This window comes from Neomegalonema perideroedes DSM 15528, from assembly GCF_000374145.1.
Lineage (GTDB): Bacteria > Pseudomonadota > Alphaproteobacteria > Rhodobacterales > Rhodobacteraceae > Neomegalonema > Neomegalonema perideroedes.
Genome location: NZ_KB893654.1, coordinates 785,457 through 803,821, shown reverse-complemented (window position 1 = coordinate 803,821; position 18,365 = coordinate 785,457). Strand labels below are relative to the sequence as shown.

Here is an 18,365-nt window from a genome sequence, read left to right as displayed (position 1 = left end):
GGAGACGAAGCCATGGAGGACTCGCGCGGTCTGGACGTGACCGGAGACTCCGGCGAGGACCTCACCCGCGAGCCCGGCGCCTTCGGCCGGGCGCGCAACGCCGCCCTGAGCTTCGTGCTGCAAAACACCTCGAAGCGTCAGGCCGCCAAGGTGGAGACCCCGCAAAAGGCGCGGCGGCGCTTCGCCTTCCGCACCCGCGCGCTGCTGCCTCCGGCGCCCTTCTGGCGGCTGAGGCTGACCCATCAGGAGATCGAGGGGCCGGGCGGACGCATTCCCGTGGAATGGGTCGAGGACGGGCCGGTCAGGGCCTTCAACACGCTGCTTTATCTGCATGGCGGCGGCTATGTCATGGGCTCGCCCCGGACGCACCGCTCAATCACCTGGCGGCTGGCGCGCGACGCCAAAGCGCGAGTCTGCGTCCCGGATTACCGCCTCGCGCCGGAGAACCGCTTCCCCGCCGCTTTGGAGGACGCCCTCGCGGTTTATGAGAAGCTCCTCGCGGAGGGCGTGAACCCGAAGACCCTCGGTTTGGCCGGAGATTCGGCGGGCGGAGGGCTTTGCCTCGGGCTGTTGCAGGAGATCCGGGCGCGGGGCCTGCCGGAGCCCGCCGCTCTGGCGCTCTTCAGCCCATGGACGGATCTCATGCTCTCCGGCGCGAGCATCGCGGAGAACGCCCATCTGGATCCGCTGCTTCCGGCTTCGCGCATCGGCGAGGTGGCGGAGAATTATCTTCAGGGCGCAGATCCCTCGGATCCGCGCGCCTCGCCGCTCTATGGCGAGTTCGCAGGCGCGCCGCCGATGATGCTCCAAGTCAGCGACATTGAGATTCTCCGCGACGACGCCTTGCGCATGGTCCGGCGTCTGCGCGAGCAGGGCGTGGCTGCGGAGTTCATCCTCTGGCGCGGCCTGCCGCATGTGTTCCAGATCGCAGCCCCTTGGGCGCCCGAAGCGGCGGAGGCCATCGACCGCGCCGCCCAATTCCTGCGCCGCCATATGGAGGCGGGGGCGGCCTCGGAGAAGCGCCCGCCGCTCTTCGGCTGAGGAGGCCCCTCACATATTGGGGTAGTTCGGGCCTTCGCCGCCCTGAGGCGTCGTCCAGTCGATGTTCTGCGAGGGGTCTTTGATGTCGCAGGTCTTGCAGTGGACGCAGTTCTGGAAGTTGATCACGAAGCGCGGATCCGGCGTGTCGGCGCCGACCACCTCGTAGACCGCCGCCGGGCAATAACGCTGAGCAGGCTCGGCGTAGATCGGCAGATTCACGGCGATGGGAATCTTGGGGTCTCTCAGCAGCAGATGCGGACGCTGCTCCTCGGCGTGATTGGTGAAGCTGAAGGAGACGTTGGTCAGACGGTCGAAAGTCAGCTTGCCGTCGGGCTTGGGGTAGGCGATGGGCTTATGCTTGGCGGCGGGCTCGGTGGCGGCGGCGTCGGTCTTGCCGTGCTTGAGCGTGAAGGGGCTGGTTCCGAAGATCTGGTTGAGCCACATGTCCGCGCCGCCCAGACCCACGCCGAGCGTCAGGCCCAGCTTCGACCAGAGCGGCTTGACGTTGCGCACGCGGTAAAGGTCTTTGCGGATCGGGCTGCCCTTGCCCTGCACGGCCTCGACATAGGAGCCGAGTTCGTCGCCCGCGCGGCCCTCGGCGAGAGCGGCGGCGGCGGCCTCGGCGGCGTATTTGCCCGAGAGCATCGCATTATGCGAGCCCTTGATGCGCGGCACGTTGACCATGCCCGCCGCGCAGCCGATCAGCGCGCCTCCGGGGAAGACCAGCTTCGGCAGAGACTGCCAGCCGCCTTCCGTGATGGCCCGCGCGCCATAGGCCACGCGCTTTCCGCCCTCCAGAAGCGGGCGGATGAGGTGATGGCGCTTGAAGTTCTGGAATTCCTCATAGGGCGAGAGATAGGGGTTCGGATAGTTCAGATGAACCACGAAGCCCACGTAAACCTGATTTTTCTCAAAGTGATAGCAGAAGCTTCCGCCGCCCGTGCGCTTGGGCAGGGGCCAGCCCATGGTGTGGGTCACGCGGCCCTGATGGAAGTTCTCGGGCTTGACCTCCCAAAGCTCCTTCATGCCGATGCCGAATTTCTGCGGCTCGCGGCCTTCCTGAAGCTGGTAGCGCGCGATCAGAATCTTGGCGAGGCTGCCCCGCGCGCCCTCGGCGATGAGCACGTATTTGCCGCGCAGCTCCATGCCGGGCTGATAATCGGGGCCGGGCGTTCCATCATGCGCAAGGCCGAATTCGCCCGCCACCACGCCGACCAATTCGCCCTCTTCGCCGAAGATGGGCGCCGAGGCCGCCATGCCCGGATAAATCTCGACCCCAAGGCCCTCGGCCTGCTCGGCCAGCCAGCGGCAGACCTCGCCGAGGCTGACGATGAAATTGCCGTGATTGTTCATCAGCGGCGGCATGAGGAGGTTCGGCACGCGGATCTCGCCGTCCTGACCGAGGACGTAGAATTGATCCTCCGTCACCTCCGTGCGCAAAGGCGCGCCCGCCGCACGCCAGTCGGGGAGGAGCTGATTCAGCCCGATGGGATCGACCACGGCGCCGGAGAGAATATGCGCGCCGATCTCCGAACCCTTCTCGACGAGGCAGACGGACAGATTCTCGTCGATCTGCTTCAGCCGGATCGCCGCGGAGAGGCCCGCCGGGCCTCCGCCCACGATGACGACGTCATATTCCATAGCTTCGCGTTCGACGCCGTCCGCCATTGGCTGAGACCTCCTTATATGGGCTGTCCGCCCGGATTCGTCCTTGCTGACGCCGGAAGATTATCGGCCCGCCTCCTTCAGAGCAACGCCGACGCTGCGGCGCCTTTCGCCGCTTCCTTTCCCGCTTGACGGGCGCCGTCGATTGCAGGCATGCTCCGGCCCATGACGAAACAGCCCGCCTCTGCTCAATCCTTCTGTAGCCGCCGCTGACCGGTTCGGCGCGCGGGGCTTCTTCGTCCTGATTTTCCGTGTGAGCGCCTCCGGTCCCTTGCGGCAGGAGAATCCTTCATGGTCGTCTTGCAGCTTCACAACAGCCTCACGCGCGAGAAAGCCCCCTTCGCGCCGCTCGATCCCGAGCGCGTGCGGATGTATGTCTGCGGGCCGACCGTCTACGACCGCGCGCATATGGGCAACGCCCGGCCCGTGACGGTCTTCGACGTGCTGTTTCGGCTGCTCCGGCATGTTTACGGGCCGCAGCATGTGGTCTACGCCCGCAATTTCACCGACGTCGACGACAAGATCAACGCCAGAGCCGCCGAGACCCGCCGCAGCATCTACGACATCACCGAACAGACCATCGGCTGGTTTCATCAGGATATGGACGCGCTCGGGGCTCTGCGCCCGAACCATGAGCCGCGCGCCACGGCCTATGTTCCGCAGATGATCGGGATGATCCGCGAATTGATCGCCAACGGCTCGGCCTATGAGGCGGAGGGGCATGTGTTGTTTCATGTCCCTTCCGATCCGGGTTATGGGCGGTTGTCGCGGCGCTCGGTCAAGGAGATGATCGCCGGGGCGCGGGTCGAGGTGGCGCCCTATAAGCGCGATCCGATGGATTTCGTCCTCTGGAAGCCCTCGACGCCCGACCAGCCCGGATGGCGCAGCCCCTGGAGCCTCGGGCGTCCGGGCTGGCATATCGAATGCTCGGCCATGTCCGAGGAGCTGCTCGGGACGGATTTCGACATCCACGCCGGGGGCATCGACCTGCAATTCCCCCATCATGAGAACGAATGCGCGCAATCGCTCTGCGCCAAGCCGGGCAGCGGCTTCGCGCGGATCTGGATGCATAACGGCATTCTGACCATCGACGGCGAGAAGATGGCGAAATCCCTCGGCAATTTCATCACGCCGCGCGCTTTGCTCGATCAGGGGATTCCCGGCGAAGTCCTGCGCTTCTCCCTGCTGACGGCCCATTATCGCCAGCCGCTCGACTGGACGGATCGTCTGCTGGAGGAATCCCGCCGCACCTTGGAGAAATGGCGCCGCATCGCCGGAGAGGCCGAGCCCGCCGCCGAAATCCCCGCCGGAGTCCTCGCGGCTCTGGCCGACGACCTCAACACGCCGCTGGCCATCGCGGAGCTGCATAAGCTCGCGAACGCCGGGGATGCGGCGGGACTGAAGGCGGGGGCCGCGCTCATGGGGCTGCTCACGCCGGAGATGGGCGGCTGGGACGCCCTGCCGGAGGCGGATTCCCAGACCTCGGCGCGCATCGAGGCTCTGCTCGAAGCCCGCGCCGAGGCCAAGAAATCCCGCGACTTCGCCAAGGCCGACGCTCTGCGCGACGGGCTCAAGGCGGCGGGGGTGGTCGTCACGGACACCCCCAAAGGCGCGGAATGGAGCCTCTCGCAGGAATTCGAGGCGGCGCGGCTGCCCAAACTTTGAGATCCGAAGGGGGCGCTGTGAAGCGCCCCCTACTCCGTCAGGATTCCGCCCGGCTCCAGCCGCAAACGCCGCGTGACGCCCAGAGCCTCCAGAAAGGCCGGGTCATGGCTGACCACGACCAGAGCCCCGTCATAAGCGCCGAGGGCCGCTTCCAGAACCTCGATGGTCTCAAGGTCAAGGTGGTTGGTCGGCTCGTCGAGAAAGAGAAGCTGCGGCGGCGCGGCTCCGCCCAGCGCGCAGGCCAGACCCGCCCTCAGACGCTGCCCGCTGCTGAGGCTCCGCACGGGACGCAAGGCCGCTTCGTTGCGAAAGAGGAACTGCGCCAAAGCCGCATGAGCCGCGTTCATATCCGCCGCAGGATTGAGACGACGAAAGTTCTCCAGCAGGCTGTCGTCTTCATGCACGATCGCCACGTTCTGATCCAGATAAGCCGCCCTCACGAAAAGCTCCGCGCGGCCTGAGACGGGCGCGGCCTCGCCCGCCAGCAGCCGCAGGAGCGTCGTTTTGCCCGCGCCGTTCGGCCCGGTCAGCGCGAGGCGCTCGGGCCCGAAGATCTCCAGCGAGACGCCCCGCAGCAAAGGCCCCGCAGCCGTCGGCGGCCCGCCCGCCAGATCCTCCGCCCGCAAGACGCGGCGTCCGGCCGGAAGCCCCGTCGGCGGCAGCGTGAAGCTCAAAGCCCGCAGGCGTTCGAGCTTGGCCTCCGCCGCCTCGACCTCCCGCGCGGCCTCGGCGGCGCGGCGCTCGGCCAGACGCGCCCCCGCCCCGCCCGAGGCCTCCGCCCGTCCCTTGGCGGCGTCGAGCAGGATTTTCGGCGTCCCGCCTTTGGCCCGCGAACGGGCGCCCGCGCCGTCGCGCTTCTCCTTGCGCTCGCGGGAGGTCTGAGCCTTGCGCCCGGCCTCCTCCTGACGCAGACGCGCCGATTTCACATCCTGCTCCGCCGCCGCCAGAGCCTGAGCCTTCCCCGCGCGATAGAAGCTCCAGCCGCCGCCCCAGAGAGTCGCGCCGAGGCTGGTCAATTCGAGGATGGAGTCCATCTCCTCCAGAAGCTCGCGGTCATGGCTGACCACCAGAGCCGAGCCGCGCCAGCGGGCCAAAAGCCGCCGCGCCGCCGCCCGCCCCTCGGAATCGAGGTTGTTGGTGGGCTCGTCGAGGAGGAGAAGATCCGGCTCGCCGAAGCTCAGAGCCGCCAGACGCGCCCGCGTGCGCTGGCCGCCCGAAAGCTCCGAGAGAAGCCGATCCGGCGGCGCCTCAAGCCCGACCTCCGCCAGAGCTTCGGCGAAGCGCGCCTCCAGCGTCCAGTCGGCGGCGAGCAAATCCGCTTCGGAGGCCTCTCCGCGCTCGGCGCGGTCCAGCCGCGCGAAATCCGCGCCGAGGCCGAAGAGATCCGCCAGAGTCTCGCCCTCCGCCGGGGCGAAGGCCTGAGGCAGATGCGCCGCGCGGCCCTCGACATGGAGGCTCCCGGAGGAAGGGCGCTTCAGCCCCGCCACGAGATCCATCAGCACGGATTTGCCCACGCCGTTGCGCCCCACGAGGCCGCAACGCCCCGCAGGCAGCGTCAAACTCAGATCGGAGAGGACCGCCCGCCCGTCAGGCGCGGACCAAGAGAGATGAGAGAAAACCGCCGAAGCCGACATGAGAAGATCCTTTTCCGGAAACCGCAGGGATTTGGGGGAAAGGGATCAGAATCATCGGTCGGGGAACTCCTCTGGAGCGCAATCCGAAAAATTGACGAGATTTTTCGGATGAATTGCGCGACCAAACTAAAAACCAAAAGCGCGAGGATCGCGCGCTTGACGGGCGAAGACATAGGCTCCCGCCGCCCCCAACGCAAGAGAGGGCGGCGCAAGACTCCGCGCGCGTGGCTTCCCGGCTACTCCTGCGGGCCAAGCCAAGGCTCGCCCGGCTTGACCGTTTCGGCGAGCAGGTCGAAGCCCTCGGCGCCGCCGGGCGCCGAGAGGTCATGCAGGCACAGCCGCCCCGCCGCCAGATCGAGGCAGCGTCCGCCCTGTCCCGCCTGACGCAGATTCAGCGAAACCAGAGATTCCCCGCCCTCCTCCGAAGCGTAGAACTCCACCGTCGGCAGAGAGGCCCGCGCGCCGCCCGCCGTCTCGTAAAACCACGCAGGCCCCGCGCTCCAGCCGGGCGGCAGCGAAAAGGCCAGCCCGGTCAAAGCGTCTTCGAAGGCGCAGGTCTCCGGGCCGTCGCAGAAGAAGACCGGCGTCGAGAAATCGAAGGGCGCGGGGTCCAGAGGCACGACGAAGCGCGCGCCCTCCTCCTCCGTCACGCGGATCTCGCCCGCCAGAGCGAAGCCCGCCCCCTCGCCCCAGACCCGCCAGAGCCCCGGCTCCAAAGCGGTCTCGAAATCCCCGAGCGCGGGATAGGGCATGGCCATGGCCTCGAAGGCCTGTTTCTCCAGAGGCTCGGCGGACCAGACCACCGGCCGGTCTTCGTAGCCGGGCGGAGCCGCCAGCCGGAGCGGCGTCGTCTCGGCCTCCTCCCAGACGTCTTCTCCGGGCTCTTCGGCCTCGTCGGGCCAAGGCCGGATCAGACGAACCGCGTCGGGCTTGAGCCCCGAGACCCAGCCCTCGACCGGATCGCGGGCGACATGGTCGAATTCGACGCGATAGCCGAAGAGGGCGCAAGCCGCCTTCTCGTTTTCGGAGACCGCCGCAGGCTCGTAACGCCAGGCGGCGCAGGCGGAATCCCCGGCGCAGACGGCGGCGCAATCCTCCGCGAGGCCCTCGGGCGGAAAGAGGAAGCTTCCCGGATCGCCGCGGGATTCGCCCGAGAGCCCGCCGGTCGGCTCCAGAGAGGAATCGGCCATCCATTCGGCGCCGGGATGCAGCCCGCCGCCGTCGCTTCGCGTCTGCGCCCGCGCGGCTCCTGCGCCCGCCGCGACCAGCAGCGCGGCCAAAGCCAGCCTCCATTCCATCCTTCCGGCCATGCGCCTCATCTCCTGCTCTATTCCGAAGCCCCAAGCCCATCTTAGAGCTTTTTATCCTTCAATTGGACGGCTCAAAAGCGCCGCCTGCGGATTGAGCCCCCGCTCCTCGGGAGAAGAGCTTGCGCGACGCCCCGCCGAGCCCCTAGCTAAGGGGAAAGACATCGGGGAGAACAACGCCATGGAGCCCATCTGGATCGTCGGTCTGATGACGGGAACCTCATTAGACGGCTCGATCGACGCCGCCTTGCTCCGCACCGACGGAGAGCGGATCTTCGAATTCGGCCCGGGGCGGCTCGCGCCCTATGACGCCCCCACCCGCGCGCTTCTGGCCGAGACTTTGGCCGCGGCCCGGATCTGGGCTTTCGAGGGGCCGGAGCCCGCCATTTTCCGCGAGGCCGAAGAGCGTCTGACCCGCGCTCAGGCCGAGGCCGCGCGCGCCCTCGTCGAGGAGGAGGGGCCGGGCATGGCCAAGCTCGGGGCGGTGGGATTCCACGGCCAGACGGTGCTGCATCGCGCGCCCAAAGCGGGCCTCCCCGGCCGCACGCGCCAGCTCGGCGACGGCGAGCTGATGAGCCGGATTCTCGGCGGAACGAAGGTGGTCTATGACTTCCGCTCCGCCGACGTCGCGGCGGGAGGCAACGGCGCGCCTCTGGCACCGGTCTATCACGCGGCGCTTTTAGAGCGCTCCGTCTGCGGGCCGGAGACGGCGGTGTTGAATCTCGGCGGCGTGGCGAATTTCAGCTGGCGCGCCCCGGACGGCAGGCTCTTCGCCTGCGACACCGGCCCCGCCAGCGCCCCTATCGACGATTGGGTGCGCGGCCATGGGCTCGGCGAGATGGACAAGGACGGCGCCCTCGCGCGCAAGGGCCGCGTGGACGAGGCGCGTCTCGCCGGATTGCTGAAGCATCCCTTCCTCGCCGCGCCGCCGCCGAAATCCCTCGACCGCTTCGACTTCCCCGCCTCCATGGCCGAAGGGCTCTCGCCGGAGGACGGGGCGGCGCTGCTGACGGCCTTCGTCGGCGCGACGGTCGGGCTTGGGCTGGATCATCTGCCTCAGCGCCCGAGCCGCCTGATCGTCTCGGGCGGGGGGCGGCGCAATCCGGCGATCATGGAGGCCCTCGCGGAGCGGGCGGGCGTCGAGGCTCTGCGCGCCGAGGATCTCGGCTGGCGCGGCGACATGGTGGAGGCGGAATGCTTCGCCTTCCTCGCGGCCCGGACTCTGCGCGGCCTGCCGATCAGCTTCCCCGAGACCACCGGAGCGCCGCGCCCTCTGGCGGGCGGGCGCGTGGCGGGCGCGCCGTAAAGGATCAGACCTGAAGGGCGCGCCGGGCGTCGAGGCTTCTGCGGATGGCGCGGGCGATGAGAATCCCCGCGATCATCGCGGCCACGAAGACGTAAGCGTCCGGCTGAAACAGCCCCAGCGCCGGAATCGAGGCGCCGGGGCAAAAGCCCGCCACGCCCCAGCCGATCCCGAAGATCGCCGAGCCGACCACCAGAGGCCGGTCGATCTCCTTGCGGGTCGGCAGCTGGAAGCTTCCGCCGAAGATCGGGCCGGGCCGCTTCAGCACCAACCGATAGCCGATGAAGGTCACGAGCAGAGCGCCGCCCATCACGAAGGCGAGCGAAGGATCCCATGTCCCGGCGACGTCGAAGAAGTTCAGCACCTTGGCGGGATTGATCATCCCCGAGACCGCGATGCCCGCGCCGAAGATCAGCCCGATCAGGAAGGGCGAGAGAAAACGCTCCATCTCAGAATCCTCCGAAGACATGGCGGATGAGATAGACCGTGATCCCCGCCGTCGCCATGAAGGTCAGGGTGGCCGTGATCGAACGGACCGACAAGCGCGCGTTGCCGCAGACGCCATGTCCCGAGGTGCAGCCCGAGCCGAAGAAGATTCCGATCCCCACCAGCAGGCCGCCCGGAATCAGCCAGACGCGCGGCGTGGGGCTGGAGAAATCCGGCGTCCAAACCAGCGCCAGCAGAATCGGCGCGGCCACGGCGCCCGCCAGAAAACTCGCGCGCCAAGGCCAGTCCGAAGCGGCGGGCGGCAGAATTCCCGTCAGAATGCCCGAAAGCCCGGCGATCCGGCCATGCAGCGCCATGAGCAGCACCGCCGCCAGACCGATCAGGGCGCCTCCCGCGAAGGATTGGAGGGGCGTGAACTCCGTCATGAGGGGTCTCCGTTCTCCGGCCGCGCGCAGAACAGCCGGTGCATCGTGGATATGAACTCCGCCACGCGCGGATCCGCGAGGCGATAGAAGATCTGACGGCCTTCCTTGCGGCCCTCGATGAGGCCCGCCTCGCGGAGTTCGGCCAATTGCTGCGAGAGTCCCGGCTGACGAATGCTCAACAGATCCTCCAGACCGCGCACCGAAAGCTCGCCCCCGACGAGGGCGCAGCAGACCAGCAGGCGATCCGGATTCGAGAGCTTCTTCAGAAAGGCCGAGGCCTCCCCGACATTGGCCCGCATGGCCTCGGCGTCCGGAGGGAGCGCCATGAGCGGGATCGAAGCTTCGTCGGACGAGACCAGAGGCATCAGGAATCCTTCTTCAAAGGACAGGTGTTGAAGCCGAAGATCGGATAAAGCGGGCAATAGGAGAGCAGCGCCGTCCCCAGAGGAACCAGACCGAGCAAGCCCCACCACCGCGAAGGCCCATCCAGCAGGACCAGCAGCGAGAGCAGCGCCAGACCCAGCAGGATCCTCAGGATCCGATCGATTCCGCCGACGTTCTTCTTCATGGAGGCGCTCCTTGCGCTTTGAGTTCAGAAGGATAATTCGATTGCGATTTTTCGCAAATTCAGGATTCAGATAACGTATTCCGGTTTTCGCATCTGGTCGGCGGCTTCGCCCTCCAGCGCGGCGGCGGCCTCATATTGGCTGAGGAAGACCCGCCCGCTCAGCGCCCTGAGGAAATCCGAGCGTTGCAGCCGATCCATGACCGGCCCCTTCACCTCGCTCAGATGGAAGCTCACGCCCGCCTCTTTGAGCCGGTGGTTGACCGCTTCGAGGCTGTCGAGCGCGCTGGCGTCTATGGCGTTCACCGCCGAGCACATCAGCACCACATGACGGATCTCGGGGCGCTCGGCGACGAGGCCGAGGATCTTGTCCTCCAAAGCGCGGCTATTGGCGAAATAGAGGCTTTCATCCACCCGCAAAGTCAGGACATGGGGGCTGGTGACCACCCGATGACGCTCGACGTTGCGGAAATGCTCCGAGCCCGGCACGCGCCCCACCACCGCCATATGCGGACGGCTCGTCCGATAAAGATGCAGCAGCAGCGAGAGCGCCACCCCCGAGACCACCCCCGGCTCCACGCCCCAGAGCAGCGTCGCGAGGATCGTCGCCGCCATGGCCGAGAAATCGGCTTTGGAATAGGCCCAGACATGGCGCAGCGCCTTGAAGTCCACCAGCGACAGCACCGCGAGGATGATCGTCGCCGCGAGGGTCGCCTGAGGCAGATTCGCCAGAAGCGGCGTCAGCCAGAGCGTCGCGGCGGCGATGCCGACGGCGGTGAAGGCCCCTGCGGCCGGAGTCTCGGCGCCCGCCTCATGATTCACCACCGAGCGGGCGAAGCCGCCCGTCACCGGATAGCCCGCCGACAGGCCCGAGGCCAGATTGGCCGCCCCGAGGCCGATCAGCTCCTGATCCGGGTCTATTCTCTGGCGGCGCTTGGCCGCGAGGGTCTGGGCCACCGAAACCGACTCCACGAAGCCGATCACGCTGATGAGGAAGGCCGGCGCCAGAAGCTTCAGCGCCAGATCCGGCGAGAATTCCGGCAGGGAGAGCGCGGGCAAGCCCTGAGGAATCGCGCCGACCAGCGCCACGCCCTTCGCGCCGAGATCCAGCCCGGCGGCCAGAAGGATCGTCGCCGCCACCGCAAGGATGGGCGCCGTCTTGGTCGCCAGATCGGCGGCGCGGGCCGAAAGCCCCCAGCCGGTCAGCAAAGGCTTGAGCCGCTTGCGGGCGAAATGGAGAAAGCCGAGCGCTCCCAGACCGATCCCCAGCGCCCAGAGATTGGTCTGAGGCGCCGCTTTGGCCAGCGAGGCCAAAATCTCCGGCAGCGTGTCGCCCCCCGCCGAAACTCCGAGGATATGCCGGAGCTGGCTCGCCGCGATCAGCAGTCCCGAAGCCGTGATGAAGCCCGAAATCACCGGATGACTGAGGAAATTCGCCAGAAACCCGAGGCGCAGCAGCCCCATCAGAACCAGCATCCCCCCCGAGAGCAGAGCCAGCGAAGCCGCCGCCGCGAGATACCCGGCCGTCCCCTGCGCCGCGATCTGGCCGACGGCGGCGGCGGTCATCAGCGAGACCACCGCCACCGGGCCCACCGCCAGAGTCCGGGCGCCGCCGAAGACCGCATAAGCGACCAGCGGCAGAATCGAAGCGTAAAGCCCGACCTCCGGCGGCAGGCCCGCCAGCATGGCGTAGGCCAGAGATTGCGGAATCAGCATGATCGTGACGATCGCCGCCGCCACGAGGTCATTGGTCAGAGCGGCGCGGCCATAGCTCCGCCCCCAGACGAGAATCGGCGTGCGGCGGCGCAAAGCGGCGGAGAAGCTGGCGAGGCTCATGGCGAGGTCACCCCCAAGGCGAGCCGGTCAGCAGATCAAGCGGAATCTTGAGATAGCGCCGTCCGTTGGATTCCGGCTCCGGCAGACGTCCGCCGTTCATATTGATCTGCAAGGAATGCAGGATCAGCTTCGGCATGGGCAAAGTCTTGTCGCGGGCCTCGCGCAGGGCGACGAAATCCGCCTCGGTCTTGCCCGCGACGAGGATGTTGCCCGCCTTCTGCTCGGCGACGGTGGATTCCCACAAAACTTCGCGTCCGTCCGGCTGATAATCATGGCCGGGGAAGATGCGGGTCGCGTCAGGCAGAGCGAGGATCTCCTGAATCGAGCGCCAGAGCACGCGGGCGTCTCCGCCGGGGAAATCGGCGCGGGCGGCGCCGCTGTCGGGCATGAAGAGCGTGTCATGGACGAAGGCCGCGTCGCCGATCACATAGGTGATCGAGGCCAGCGTATGGCCCGGCGAGAACATCACGAAGGCGTCGAGGCTTCCGAGCTTGAAGCGCTCGCCCGCCGCGAAGAGCTTATCCCATTGCGAGCCGTCGGCGGGGAAGTCGGGCCAGTTATAGAAGCCCTTCCAGAGCTTCTGGACCTCGACCACCTTTTCGCCGATGGCCGTGCGGGCGCCGGTCTTGGCCTTGAGATAATGCGCCGCCGAGAAGTGATCCGCATGGGGATGGGTGTCGAGGATCCATTCGACCCGATAGCCCTTCTCCGCGATGAAGGCGAGGATGCGGTCTGCGTTCTCGGTGGCGGTCTGGCCGGATTTCTCGTCGAAATCAAGCACGGGGTCGATGATCGCGCAGAGCTTCGTCGCCGGATCCGCCGCCACATATTGCAGAGACCAGGTCCGCGGATCGAAAAAGGCCGAGACCTCCGGCTTCTGAGAGATTTGGGCTTGCGTCGTCGGCGCTGTCATTTTGGGCTCCCCTGCGGCTTGCGGCTCCTTATGTTTGATCTCATAAATATGATTGCAAATTTTTGCAATCATATTTTCGAGAAAAACGCCGCGCCGATTTTCGGAGATCGCCGATTTTCGGAGATCTCAGGGGGTCAGACGATTCACGAAGCCCACCGACCAAAGGCCGCCCGGAAGCGCCCGCAGCATCGTGACCGACAAAGGCGCGATCTCGAAGCCCAAAGCCCGCCCCGGAGACCCCAGCGCCAGAGCCAGAGCCCCCCGCGCCGTCCCCGCATGCGCGACGACCGCGAGCGGCCCCTCGCCTTGCGCGGCCTCCTTCAGCGCAGGACGGAGCCGCTTGCAGAGATCGGCGAAGCTCTCGCCCCCCGGCGGCCGACGGCGCGCCAGAGCCGCCCCCGTCAAAGGCCCGAGATCGGGGATTTCGGCGGGCGGCAGGCCCTCCCAAGCGCCGAAATCCTGCTCCCAGAGGCGGGCGTCTTCGCGGGCGGAGAGCCCCGGAAACAAAGCCCCGGCGGTGGTCCGGCAGCGCAGGGCCGGGCTGACCCAGAGCCGCGCCGGAACTCCGATCCAGCCGCGCAGATCCCCCCGGAGCGCCGCCAGCTCAGCCGCTCCGGGCAGGTCGCAAGGGAGGTCGCGGCGTCCCGCCAGCCCGCCGTCGCTGCGGGTGGGCGCATGGCGGATGATGAAGATCTCCATGGCCAGCCTCTTTTCAATTCTCTTTTCAATTCTGCGCAAGCCTGCTTTCTTGCGCCGCAACATAAAGGAGATTCGCGTGACGGCGACGCTCATCTTAGGCGGCGCGCGCTCCGGCAAGAGCCTGCACGCCGAAAAACTGGCTCTGGCCGCGCCCGGACGCCCGATCCACATCGCCACCGCAGAAGCCCTCGACGCCGAAATGGCCGAGCGCATCGCGCTGCATCAGGCGCGGCGGGATGAGCGATGGCTCTCGCATGAGGCGCCGCTGGATCTCGTGGGGGCTCTGGCGGCCACCGAGGGCGGCGGCGCGCGGCTGATCGACTGCCTGACGCTCTGGCTCTCCAACCTCATGCATCATGATCGGGATTGGCGGGCGGAGACGGAGGCTCTGGCGGCGGCGCTGAAGCTCCAGAGCAGCCCCGTGATTCTCGTGGCCAATGAGGTCGGCATGGGGATCGTGCCGGAGAACGCCCTCGCCCGCCGCTATCGCGACGCCGCCGGAATTCTGAATCAAATCGTCGCTCAGGCCGCCGATGAGGTGATCCTCGTCGTCGCGGGCCTGCCCATGAGGGTGAAATGACGCAAGACTTTCCTCGATCTTTCGCCGGATTGCGCCTCCGGCTGGCCGATCTCCCCGCCCCCGACGCGGCGGCTCAGGCGGCGGCGCGGGCGCGTCAGGGGCGATTGACCAAGCCTCCCGGATCGCTCGGACGGCTGGAGGATCTCGCGGTCTTCATGGCCGGATGGCGCGGCGCGGAGCGCCCGCAGATCCGCAAAGCTCAGGCTCTGGTCTTCGCGGGGAATCATGGAATCTGCGCCCAAGGCGTGAATCCCTTCCCGCAGGAGGTCACGCGCCAGATGACCGCCAATTTCCGCGCCGGAGGCGCCGCGATCAATCAGATTTGCCGCGTGGTCGGGGCGGATCTGAGCGTGATCGAGCTGGATCTCGACCAACCCACCGCCGATTTCACCGAAGATCCCGCCATGAGCGAGGCGGAGGCGCTCGACGCCATGGCGCGGGGCGCGGCGGCGGTGGATCCGGAGGCCGATGTTGTGATCCTCGGCGAAATGGGGATCGGGAATTCGACCGTGGCGGCGGCTCTGGCGCGGGGGATCTTCGGCGGACGCGGCGAGGATTGGGCGGGGCCGGGAACCGGCCCCCCCGAACCTGACAACGCTGAACGCGTGGCGCTCAAGGCGCGGGTGGTCGAGGCGGGCGCGAAACGCCATGAGGCCGCCTTGGGCGATCCGCTGGCGGTTCTGGCGGCGCTCGGCGGGCGCGAGCAGGCGGCGATCTGCGGCGCGATCCTCGCGGCGCGCGCGGCCCGCATCCCGGTGATTCTCGACGGCTTCATCTGCACGGCCTCGGCGGCGCCTCTGGCGCGTTTTCCCGGCGCTCTGGAGCATTGCCTCTACGGCCATCTCAGCGCGGAGCCCGGCCATAGACGCCTGCTCGAAGCCATGGGCGGCGCGCCTCTGCTGGCGCTTGGCATGCGGCTCGGCGAGGGCTCGGGGGCGGCTCTGGCGCTGGGCGTTCTGAAGGCGGCTCTGGCCTGTCATGACGGCATGGCGAGTTTCGCGGAAGCGGGCGTCTCGAATGCCTGAGACGCTGAAACGCCGCCTCGCGGAGATTCAGGCGGCGCTCATGCTGCTGACCCGTCTGCCCGCCGGACGCATGAAGGCGCCCATCCCCGAAGCCGAAGCCGCATGGGCCTTTCCGCTGGTCGGAGTTCTGGCGGCGCTGCTTCCGGCGACGGTCTTCTGGGCGAGCTTCGGAATCCTGCCGCCTTTCATGGCCGCGCTGCTGGTTCTGGCGACGGGATTCCTCGTCACGGGGGGCTTTCATGAGGACGGCCTCGCCGACATGGCCGACGGCTTCGGCGGCGGCTGGACCCGCGAACGCAAGCTGGAGATCATGCGCGACAGCCGCATCGGAACCTATGGTTCGCTGGCTCTGGTCACGGCTCTGGCCTTGCGGGCTTCGGGGATCGCCGCCGCGCCCGACGCCGCTTCGGGGGCTTTGGCGCTGATCGCGCTCGGCGCCGCGAGCCGCGCCCTCGTGCCGCTGACGATCCGCATCACGCCCCCCGCCCGCAGCGACGGAATCGCCGCCATGGCCTCGGACGTCTCCTGGAGCCGCGTTCTGGTCTCGGCGGGGCTGGGCCTAGGGGCGCTGCTTCTGCTCCCCGGCGCGATTTGGCTGGCTCCGGCGCTGATTTCAGCGGTCTTCGCGGTGCGCTGGCTCTCCTTGAAGCAGATCGGCGGCTTCACCGGCGACAGCCTCGGCGCGACTCAGCAAATCGGCGAAATCGCGCTTTGGGTGGTTCTGGCGGCGCTCTGGAGCCGTTAACCCTATCCGGAAGCATTTCCTCAACGCCGCTCCCCTAAAACCCTTGAGAAGCCCCGCTTTCCGCAGGGCGGAGGGGGAAGCCATGCGCGTCGCGATGATCGGTTCTGGCTATGTCGGGCTCGTCTCGGGGGCCTGCTTCGCCGATTTCGGCCATGAGGTCGTCTGCGTGGATTCCGCGCCGGAGAAGATCGCCGCTCTGAATCAGGGCGTCATTCCCATTTACGAGCCGGGCCTCGCCGAATTGGTCGCCGCCAACGCCAAGGCCGGACGCCTGAGCTTCACGACCGATCTGCCCGCCGCCGTGGCCGGGGCGGAGGTGGTCTTCATCGCGGTGGGCACGCCCTCGCGGCGCGGCGACGGCCACGCCGATCTGAGCCACGTCCGCGCGGCCGCCCGCGAAGTCGCCAAGGCGCTGAAGGGCTTCACGGTGGTGGCGGTGAAGTCCACGGTTCCCGTCGGCACGGGCGACGAGGTGGAGCGCATCCTCCGCGAGGCCCGGCCCGAGGCCGAATTCGCCGCCGGATTCGCTGTGGCCTCCAATCCCGAATTCCTGCGCGAAGGCGCCGCCATCGCCGATTTCAAACGCCCCGACCGCATCGTCATCGGCGTGGAGGATCCGCGCGCCGTGGAGGTCATGCGCGAGCTTTACCGTCCGCTTTATCTGAATTCGGCGCCTTTGTTCTTCTGCGACCGCCGCAGCTCCGAACTCATCAAATACGCCAGCAACGCCTTTCTCGCGATGAAGATCGCCTTCATCAATGAAATGGCCGATCTCTGCGAGCGGGTGGGCGCCGACGTGCAGCAGCTCGCCAAAGGCGTGGGCATGGATCAGCGCATCGGCGATAAGTTCCTGCACGCCGGGCCGGGCTATGGCGGCTCCTGCTTCCCGAAAGACACCCTCGCCGTCATCAAGACCGCGCAGGATCACGACATGCATCTGCGGCTCATCGAGGCCGCCGTCGAGGTCAACGACCAGCGCAAACGCGCCATGGGCCGCAAGATCGCGGCGGCCTGCGGCCTGCCGATGCGCGGCAAGACCGTGGCGCTGCTCGGCCTGACCTTCAAGCCCAACACCGACGACATGCGCGAGGCCCCTTCTCTGCCGATCATTCAGGCGCTTCAGGACATGGGCGTCCATGTGCGCGCCTATGATCCCGAAGGCATGGAATCCGCCCGCGGGCTCGTCGAGGGGGTGGCCTTCGCCGCCGACGCCTATGAAGCCGCCCAAGGCGCCGACGCGGCGGTGCTCGTCACCGAATGGGACGAATTCCGCGCTCTGGACTTCCGCAGGCTCAAAACGCTGATGAAGGCGCCGGTCTTCGTGGATCTGCGCAACGTCTATCCGCCGGAGGAGGTCCTCCGCCATGGCTTCGCCTATGAGGGCGTAGGCAGAAAGGTCGATCATGCGTTGGTTCGTCACGGGGACGGCGGGGTTCATCGGCTATCATACGGCCTTGCGGCTGCTGCGGGAGGGGCATGAGGTCTTCGGCTATGACGGGATGACCCGGTATTATGATCCGAAGCTCAAAGAGGCCCGGCTCGCCCGGCTCGCCGCCTTTCCGAATTTCCGCCAGACCCTCGGCATGCTGGAGGATCAGGAGAAGCTCCGGGCCGCCGTCGCCGAGGCGCGGCCTGAGGTCATGCTCCATCTCGCGGCTCAGGCGGGGGTGCGCTACAGCCTTGAAAATCCGAAGGCTTACGTGGATTCCAACCTCGTCGGCTCATGGGCTCTGCTGGAGGCCGCGCGGGAGGCCCGTCCGGCGCATCTGCTGCTCGCCTCCACCTCCTCGATCTATGGGGCGAACGCCAAGATCCCCTTCAGCGAGCTCGACCGCGCCGAAGAGCCCTTGACCCTCTACGCGGCGAGCAAGAAGGCCATGGAGGCCGTGGCGCATTCTTACGCCCATCTCCATGGGATTCCGACCACGGCCTTTCGGTTCTTCACGGTCTACGGCCCTTGGGGCCGCCCGGACATGGCGCCGCTGAAATTCGCGACGGCCATTCTCGAAAACCGCGAAATCGAGATTTACGGCCATGGCCGCATGAGCCGCGACTTCACTTATGTCGGGGATCTGGTCGAGTCGATTCTGGATCTGGCGCGGATTGCGCCCGCCGAGAGCAACCGCGTCCCGGAGATCGACAGTTTGTCCGCTCAGGCGCCTTTCCGGGCGGTCAACATCGGCGGCGGCGAGCCCGTCGGGCTGATGGCCTTCGTCGAGACTCTGGAGCGGCTGCTTGGCCGCCCCGCCCGGCGCAAGATGCTCCCCATGCAGCAGGGCGACGTCCCGCGCACCTTCGCCGATCCGGCCTTGCTCCTCGCCCTGACCGGACGCAAGCCGCAGACCAGCCTTGAAGAGGGCCTGCGGGAGTTCGTCGACTGGCTTCTGGAGCATCGCCGCGGCCTCGACGAAGCCGCCTGAGATTTCGAGCGTTTTCCGATCACAGCGGATCGTTCAAACGCTCTCGCTCTTTATTCTGTCGCGCTTTCACGACGCGAAGCCTGATCGGTTTCGCT

General features: G+C 67.5%; 18 protein-coding genes. 8 read left to right on the top strand and 10 right to left on the bottom strand.

Annotated features, from left to right (window positions below; all coding sequences use genetic code 11):
- The first annotated feature begins 12 nt into the window (after positions 1–12).
- Complete coding sequence (locus tag B161_RS17830) at positions 13–1,041, top strand: alpha/beta hydrolase (RefSeq protein ID WP_018633443.1); 1,029 nt, start codon at positions 13–15, stop codon at positions 1,039–1,041.
- 9 nt (positions 1,042–1,050) lie between these two features.
- Here B161_RS17830 and B161_RS0110945 read toward each other — a convergent pair whose 3' ends face one another.
- On the bottom strand, positions 1,051–2,709 hold the full coding sequence (locus B161_RS0110945) for an electron transfer flavoprotein-ubiquinone oxidoreductase (RefSeq protein ID WP_018633442.1): 1,659 nt from the start codon (positions 2,707–2,709) through the stop codon (positions 1,051–1,053).
- Positions 2,710–2,997: 288 nt separating this feature from the next.
- Between B161_RS0110945 and cysS the strand changes: the two genes are divergently transcribed.
- The gene (gene cysS, locus B161_RS0110940) at positions 2,998–4,371 is read left to right on the top strand and encodes a cysteine--tRNA ligase (RefSeq protein WP_018633441.1); all 1,374 of its coding nucleotides are present in this window, start codon (positions 2,998–3,000) and stop codon (positions 4,369–4,371) included.
- Positions 4,372–4,400: 29 nt separating this feature from the next.
- Here cysS and B161_RS0110935 read toward each other — a convergent pair whose 3' ends face one another.
- Positions 4,401–6,005: an ABC-F family ATP-binding cassette domain-containing protein gene (locus B161_RS0110935; protein WP_018633440.1), complete on the bottom strand. Its 1,605-nt coding sequence runs from the start codon at positions 6,003–6,005 to the stop codon at positions 4,401–4,403.
- 236 nt (positions 6,006–6,241) lie between these two features.
- Complete coding sequence (locus tag B161_RS0110930; protein WP_018633439.1) at positions 6,242–7,315, bottom strand: PAN/Apple domain-containing protein; 1,074 nt, start codon at positions 7,313–7,315, stop codon at positions 6,242–6,244.
- A 178-nt stretch (positions 7,316–7,493) separates the two neighbouring features.
- On the opposite strand from B161_RS0110930, the gene B161_RS0110925 reads away from it, so the two are divergent.
- Complete coding sequence (locus tag B161_RS0110925) at positions 7,494–8,618, top strand: anhydro-N-acetylmuramic acid kinase (RefSeq protein ID WP_018633438.1); 1,125 nt, start codon at positions 7,494–7,496, stop codon at positions 8,616–8,618.
- A gap of 4 nt (positions 8,619–8,622) precedes the next feature.
- Here B161_RS0110925 and B161_RS0110920 read toward each other — a convergent pair whose 3' ends face one another.
- From B161_RS0110920 to B161_RS0110890, 7 genes are all read right to left on the bottom strand, one after another.
- Complete coding sequence (locus B161_RS0110920) at positions 8,623–9,063, bottom strand: YeeE/YedE family protein (RefSeq protein WP_018633437.1); 441 nt, start codon at positions 9,061–9,063, stop codon at positions 8,623–8,625.
- 1 nt (position 9,064) lies between these two features.
- Positions 9,065–9,487, bottom strand: a complete 423-nt coding sequence (locus tag B161_RS0110915; protein WP_018633436.1) for a YeeE/YedE family protein — start codon at positions 9,485–9,487, stop codon at positions 9,065–9,067.
- Positions 9,484–9,852, bottom strand: a complete 369-nt coding sequence (locus B161_RS0110910; RefSeq protein WP_018633435.1) for an ArsR/SmtB family transcription factor — start codon at positions 9,850–9,852, stop codon at positions 9,484–9,486. Before B161_RS0110910 ends, B161_RS0110915 begins: the two co-directional genes overlap by 4 nt.
- Positions 9,852–10,055: a YgaP family membrane protein gene (locus B161_RS0110905; protein ID WP_018633434.1), complete on the bottom strand. Its 204-nt coding sequence runs from the start codon at positions 10,053–10,055 to the stop codon at positions 9,852–9,854. Before B161_RS0110905 ends, B161_RS0110910 begins: the two co-directional genes overlap by 1 nt.
- Before the next feature lie 66 nt (positions 10,056–10,121).
- Positions 10,122–11,888, bottom strand: coding sequence for a SulP family inorganic anion transporter (locus B161_RS0110900; protein ID WP_018633433.1), 1,767 nt, complete (start codon positions 11,886–11,888; stop codon positions 10,122–10,124).
- Between the two features lie 7 nt (positions 11,889–11,895).
- A complete protein-coding gene (locus B161_RS0110895) occupies positions 11,896–12,801 on the bottom strand; it encodes an MBL fold metallo-hydrolase (protein ID WP_018633432.1) in 906 nt (301 codons plus the stop codon).
- 126 nt (positions 12,802–12,927) lie between these two features.
- Positions 12,928–13,500: a histidine phosphatase family protein gene (locus tag B161_RS0110890; protein WP_018633431.1), complete on the bottom strand. Its 573-nt coding sequence runs from the start codon at positions 13,498–13,500 to the stop codon at positions 12,928–12,930.
- On the opposite strand from B161_RS0110890, the gene cobU reads away from it, so the two are divergent.
- The 5 genes from cobU (at position 13,487) to B161_RS0110865 (ending at position 18,270) form a co-directional block, all read left to right on the top strand.
- Positions 13,487–14,080 (top strand): bifunctional adenosylcobinamide kinase/adenosylcobinamide-phosphate guanylyltransferase, encoded by a 594-nt coding sequence (cobU, locus tag B161_RS0110885; RefSeq protein WP_018633430.1) that lies wholly within the window; start codon positions 13,487–13,489, stop codon positions 14,078–14,080. The two genes, B161_RS0110890 and cobU, sit on opposite strands and share 14 nt — an antisense overlap.
- Positions 14,077–15,105 (top strand): nicotinate-nucleotide--dimethylbenzimidazole phosphoribosyltransferase, encoded by a 1,029-nt coding sequence (cobT, locus tag B161_RS0110880; protein WP_018633429.1) that lies wholly within the window; start codon positions 14,077–14,079, stop codon positions 15,103–15,105. The genes cobU and cobT overlap by 4 nt, the downstream gene beginning before the upstream one ends.
- On the top strand, positions 15,098–15,850 hold the full coding sequence (gene cobS, locus B161_RS0110875; protein ID WP_018633428.1) for an adenosylcobinamide-GDP ribazoletransferase: 753 nt from the start codon (positions 15,098–15,100) through the stop codon (positions 15,848–15,850). The genes cobT and cobS overlap by 8 nt, the downstream gene beginning before the upstream one ends.
- A gap of 82 nt (positions 15,851–15,932) precedes the next feature.
- A complete protein-coding gene (locus B161_RS0110870) occupies positions 15,933–17,330 on the top strand; it encodes a UDP-glucose dehydrogenase family protein (protein ID WP_018633427.1) in 1,398 nt (465 codons plus the stop codon).
- The gene (locus B161_RS0110865; RefSeq protein ID WP_018633426.1) at positions 17,254–18,270 is read left to right on the top strand and encodes an NAD-dependent epimerase/dehydratase family protein; all 1,017 of its coding nucleotides are present in this window, start codon (positions 17,254–17,256) and stop codon (positions 18,268–18,270) included. The genes B161_RS0110870 and B161_RS0110865 overlap by 77 nt, the downstream gene beginning before the upstream one ends.
- The last annotated feature ends 95 nt before the right edge of the window (positions 18,271–18,365 follow it).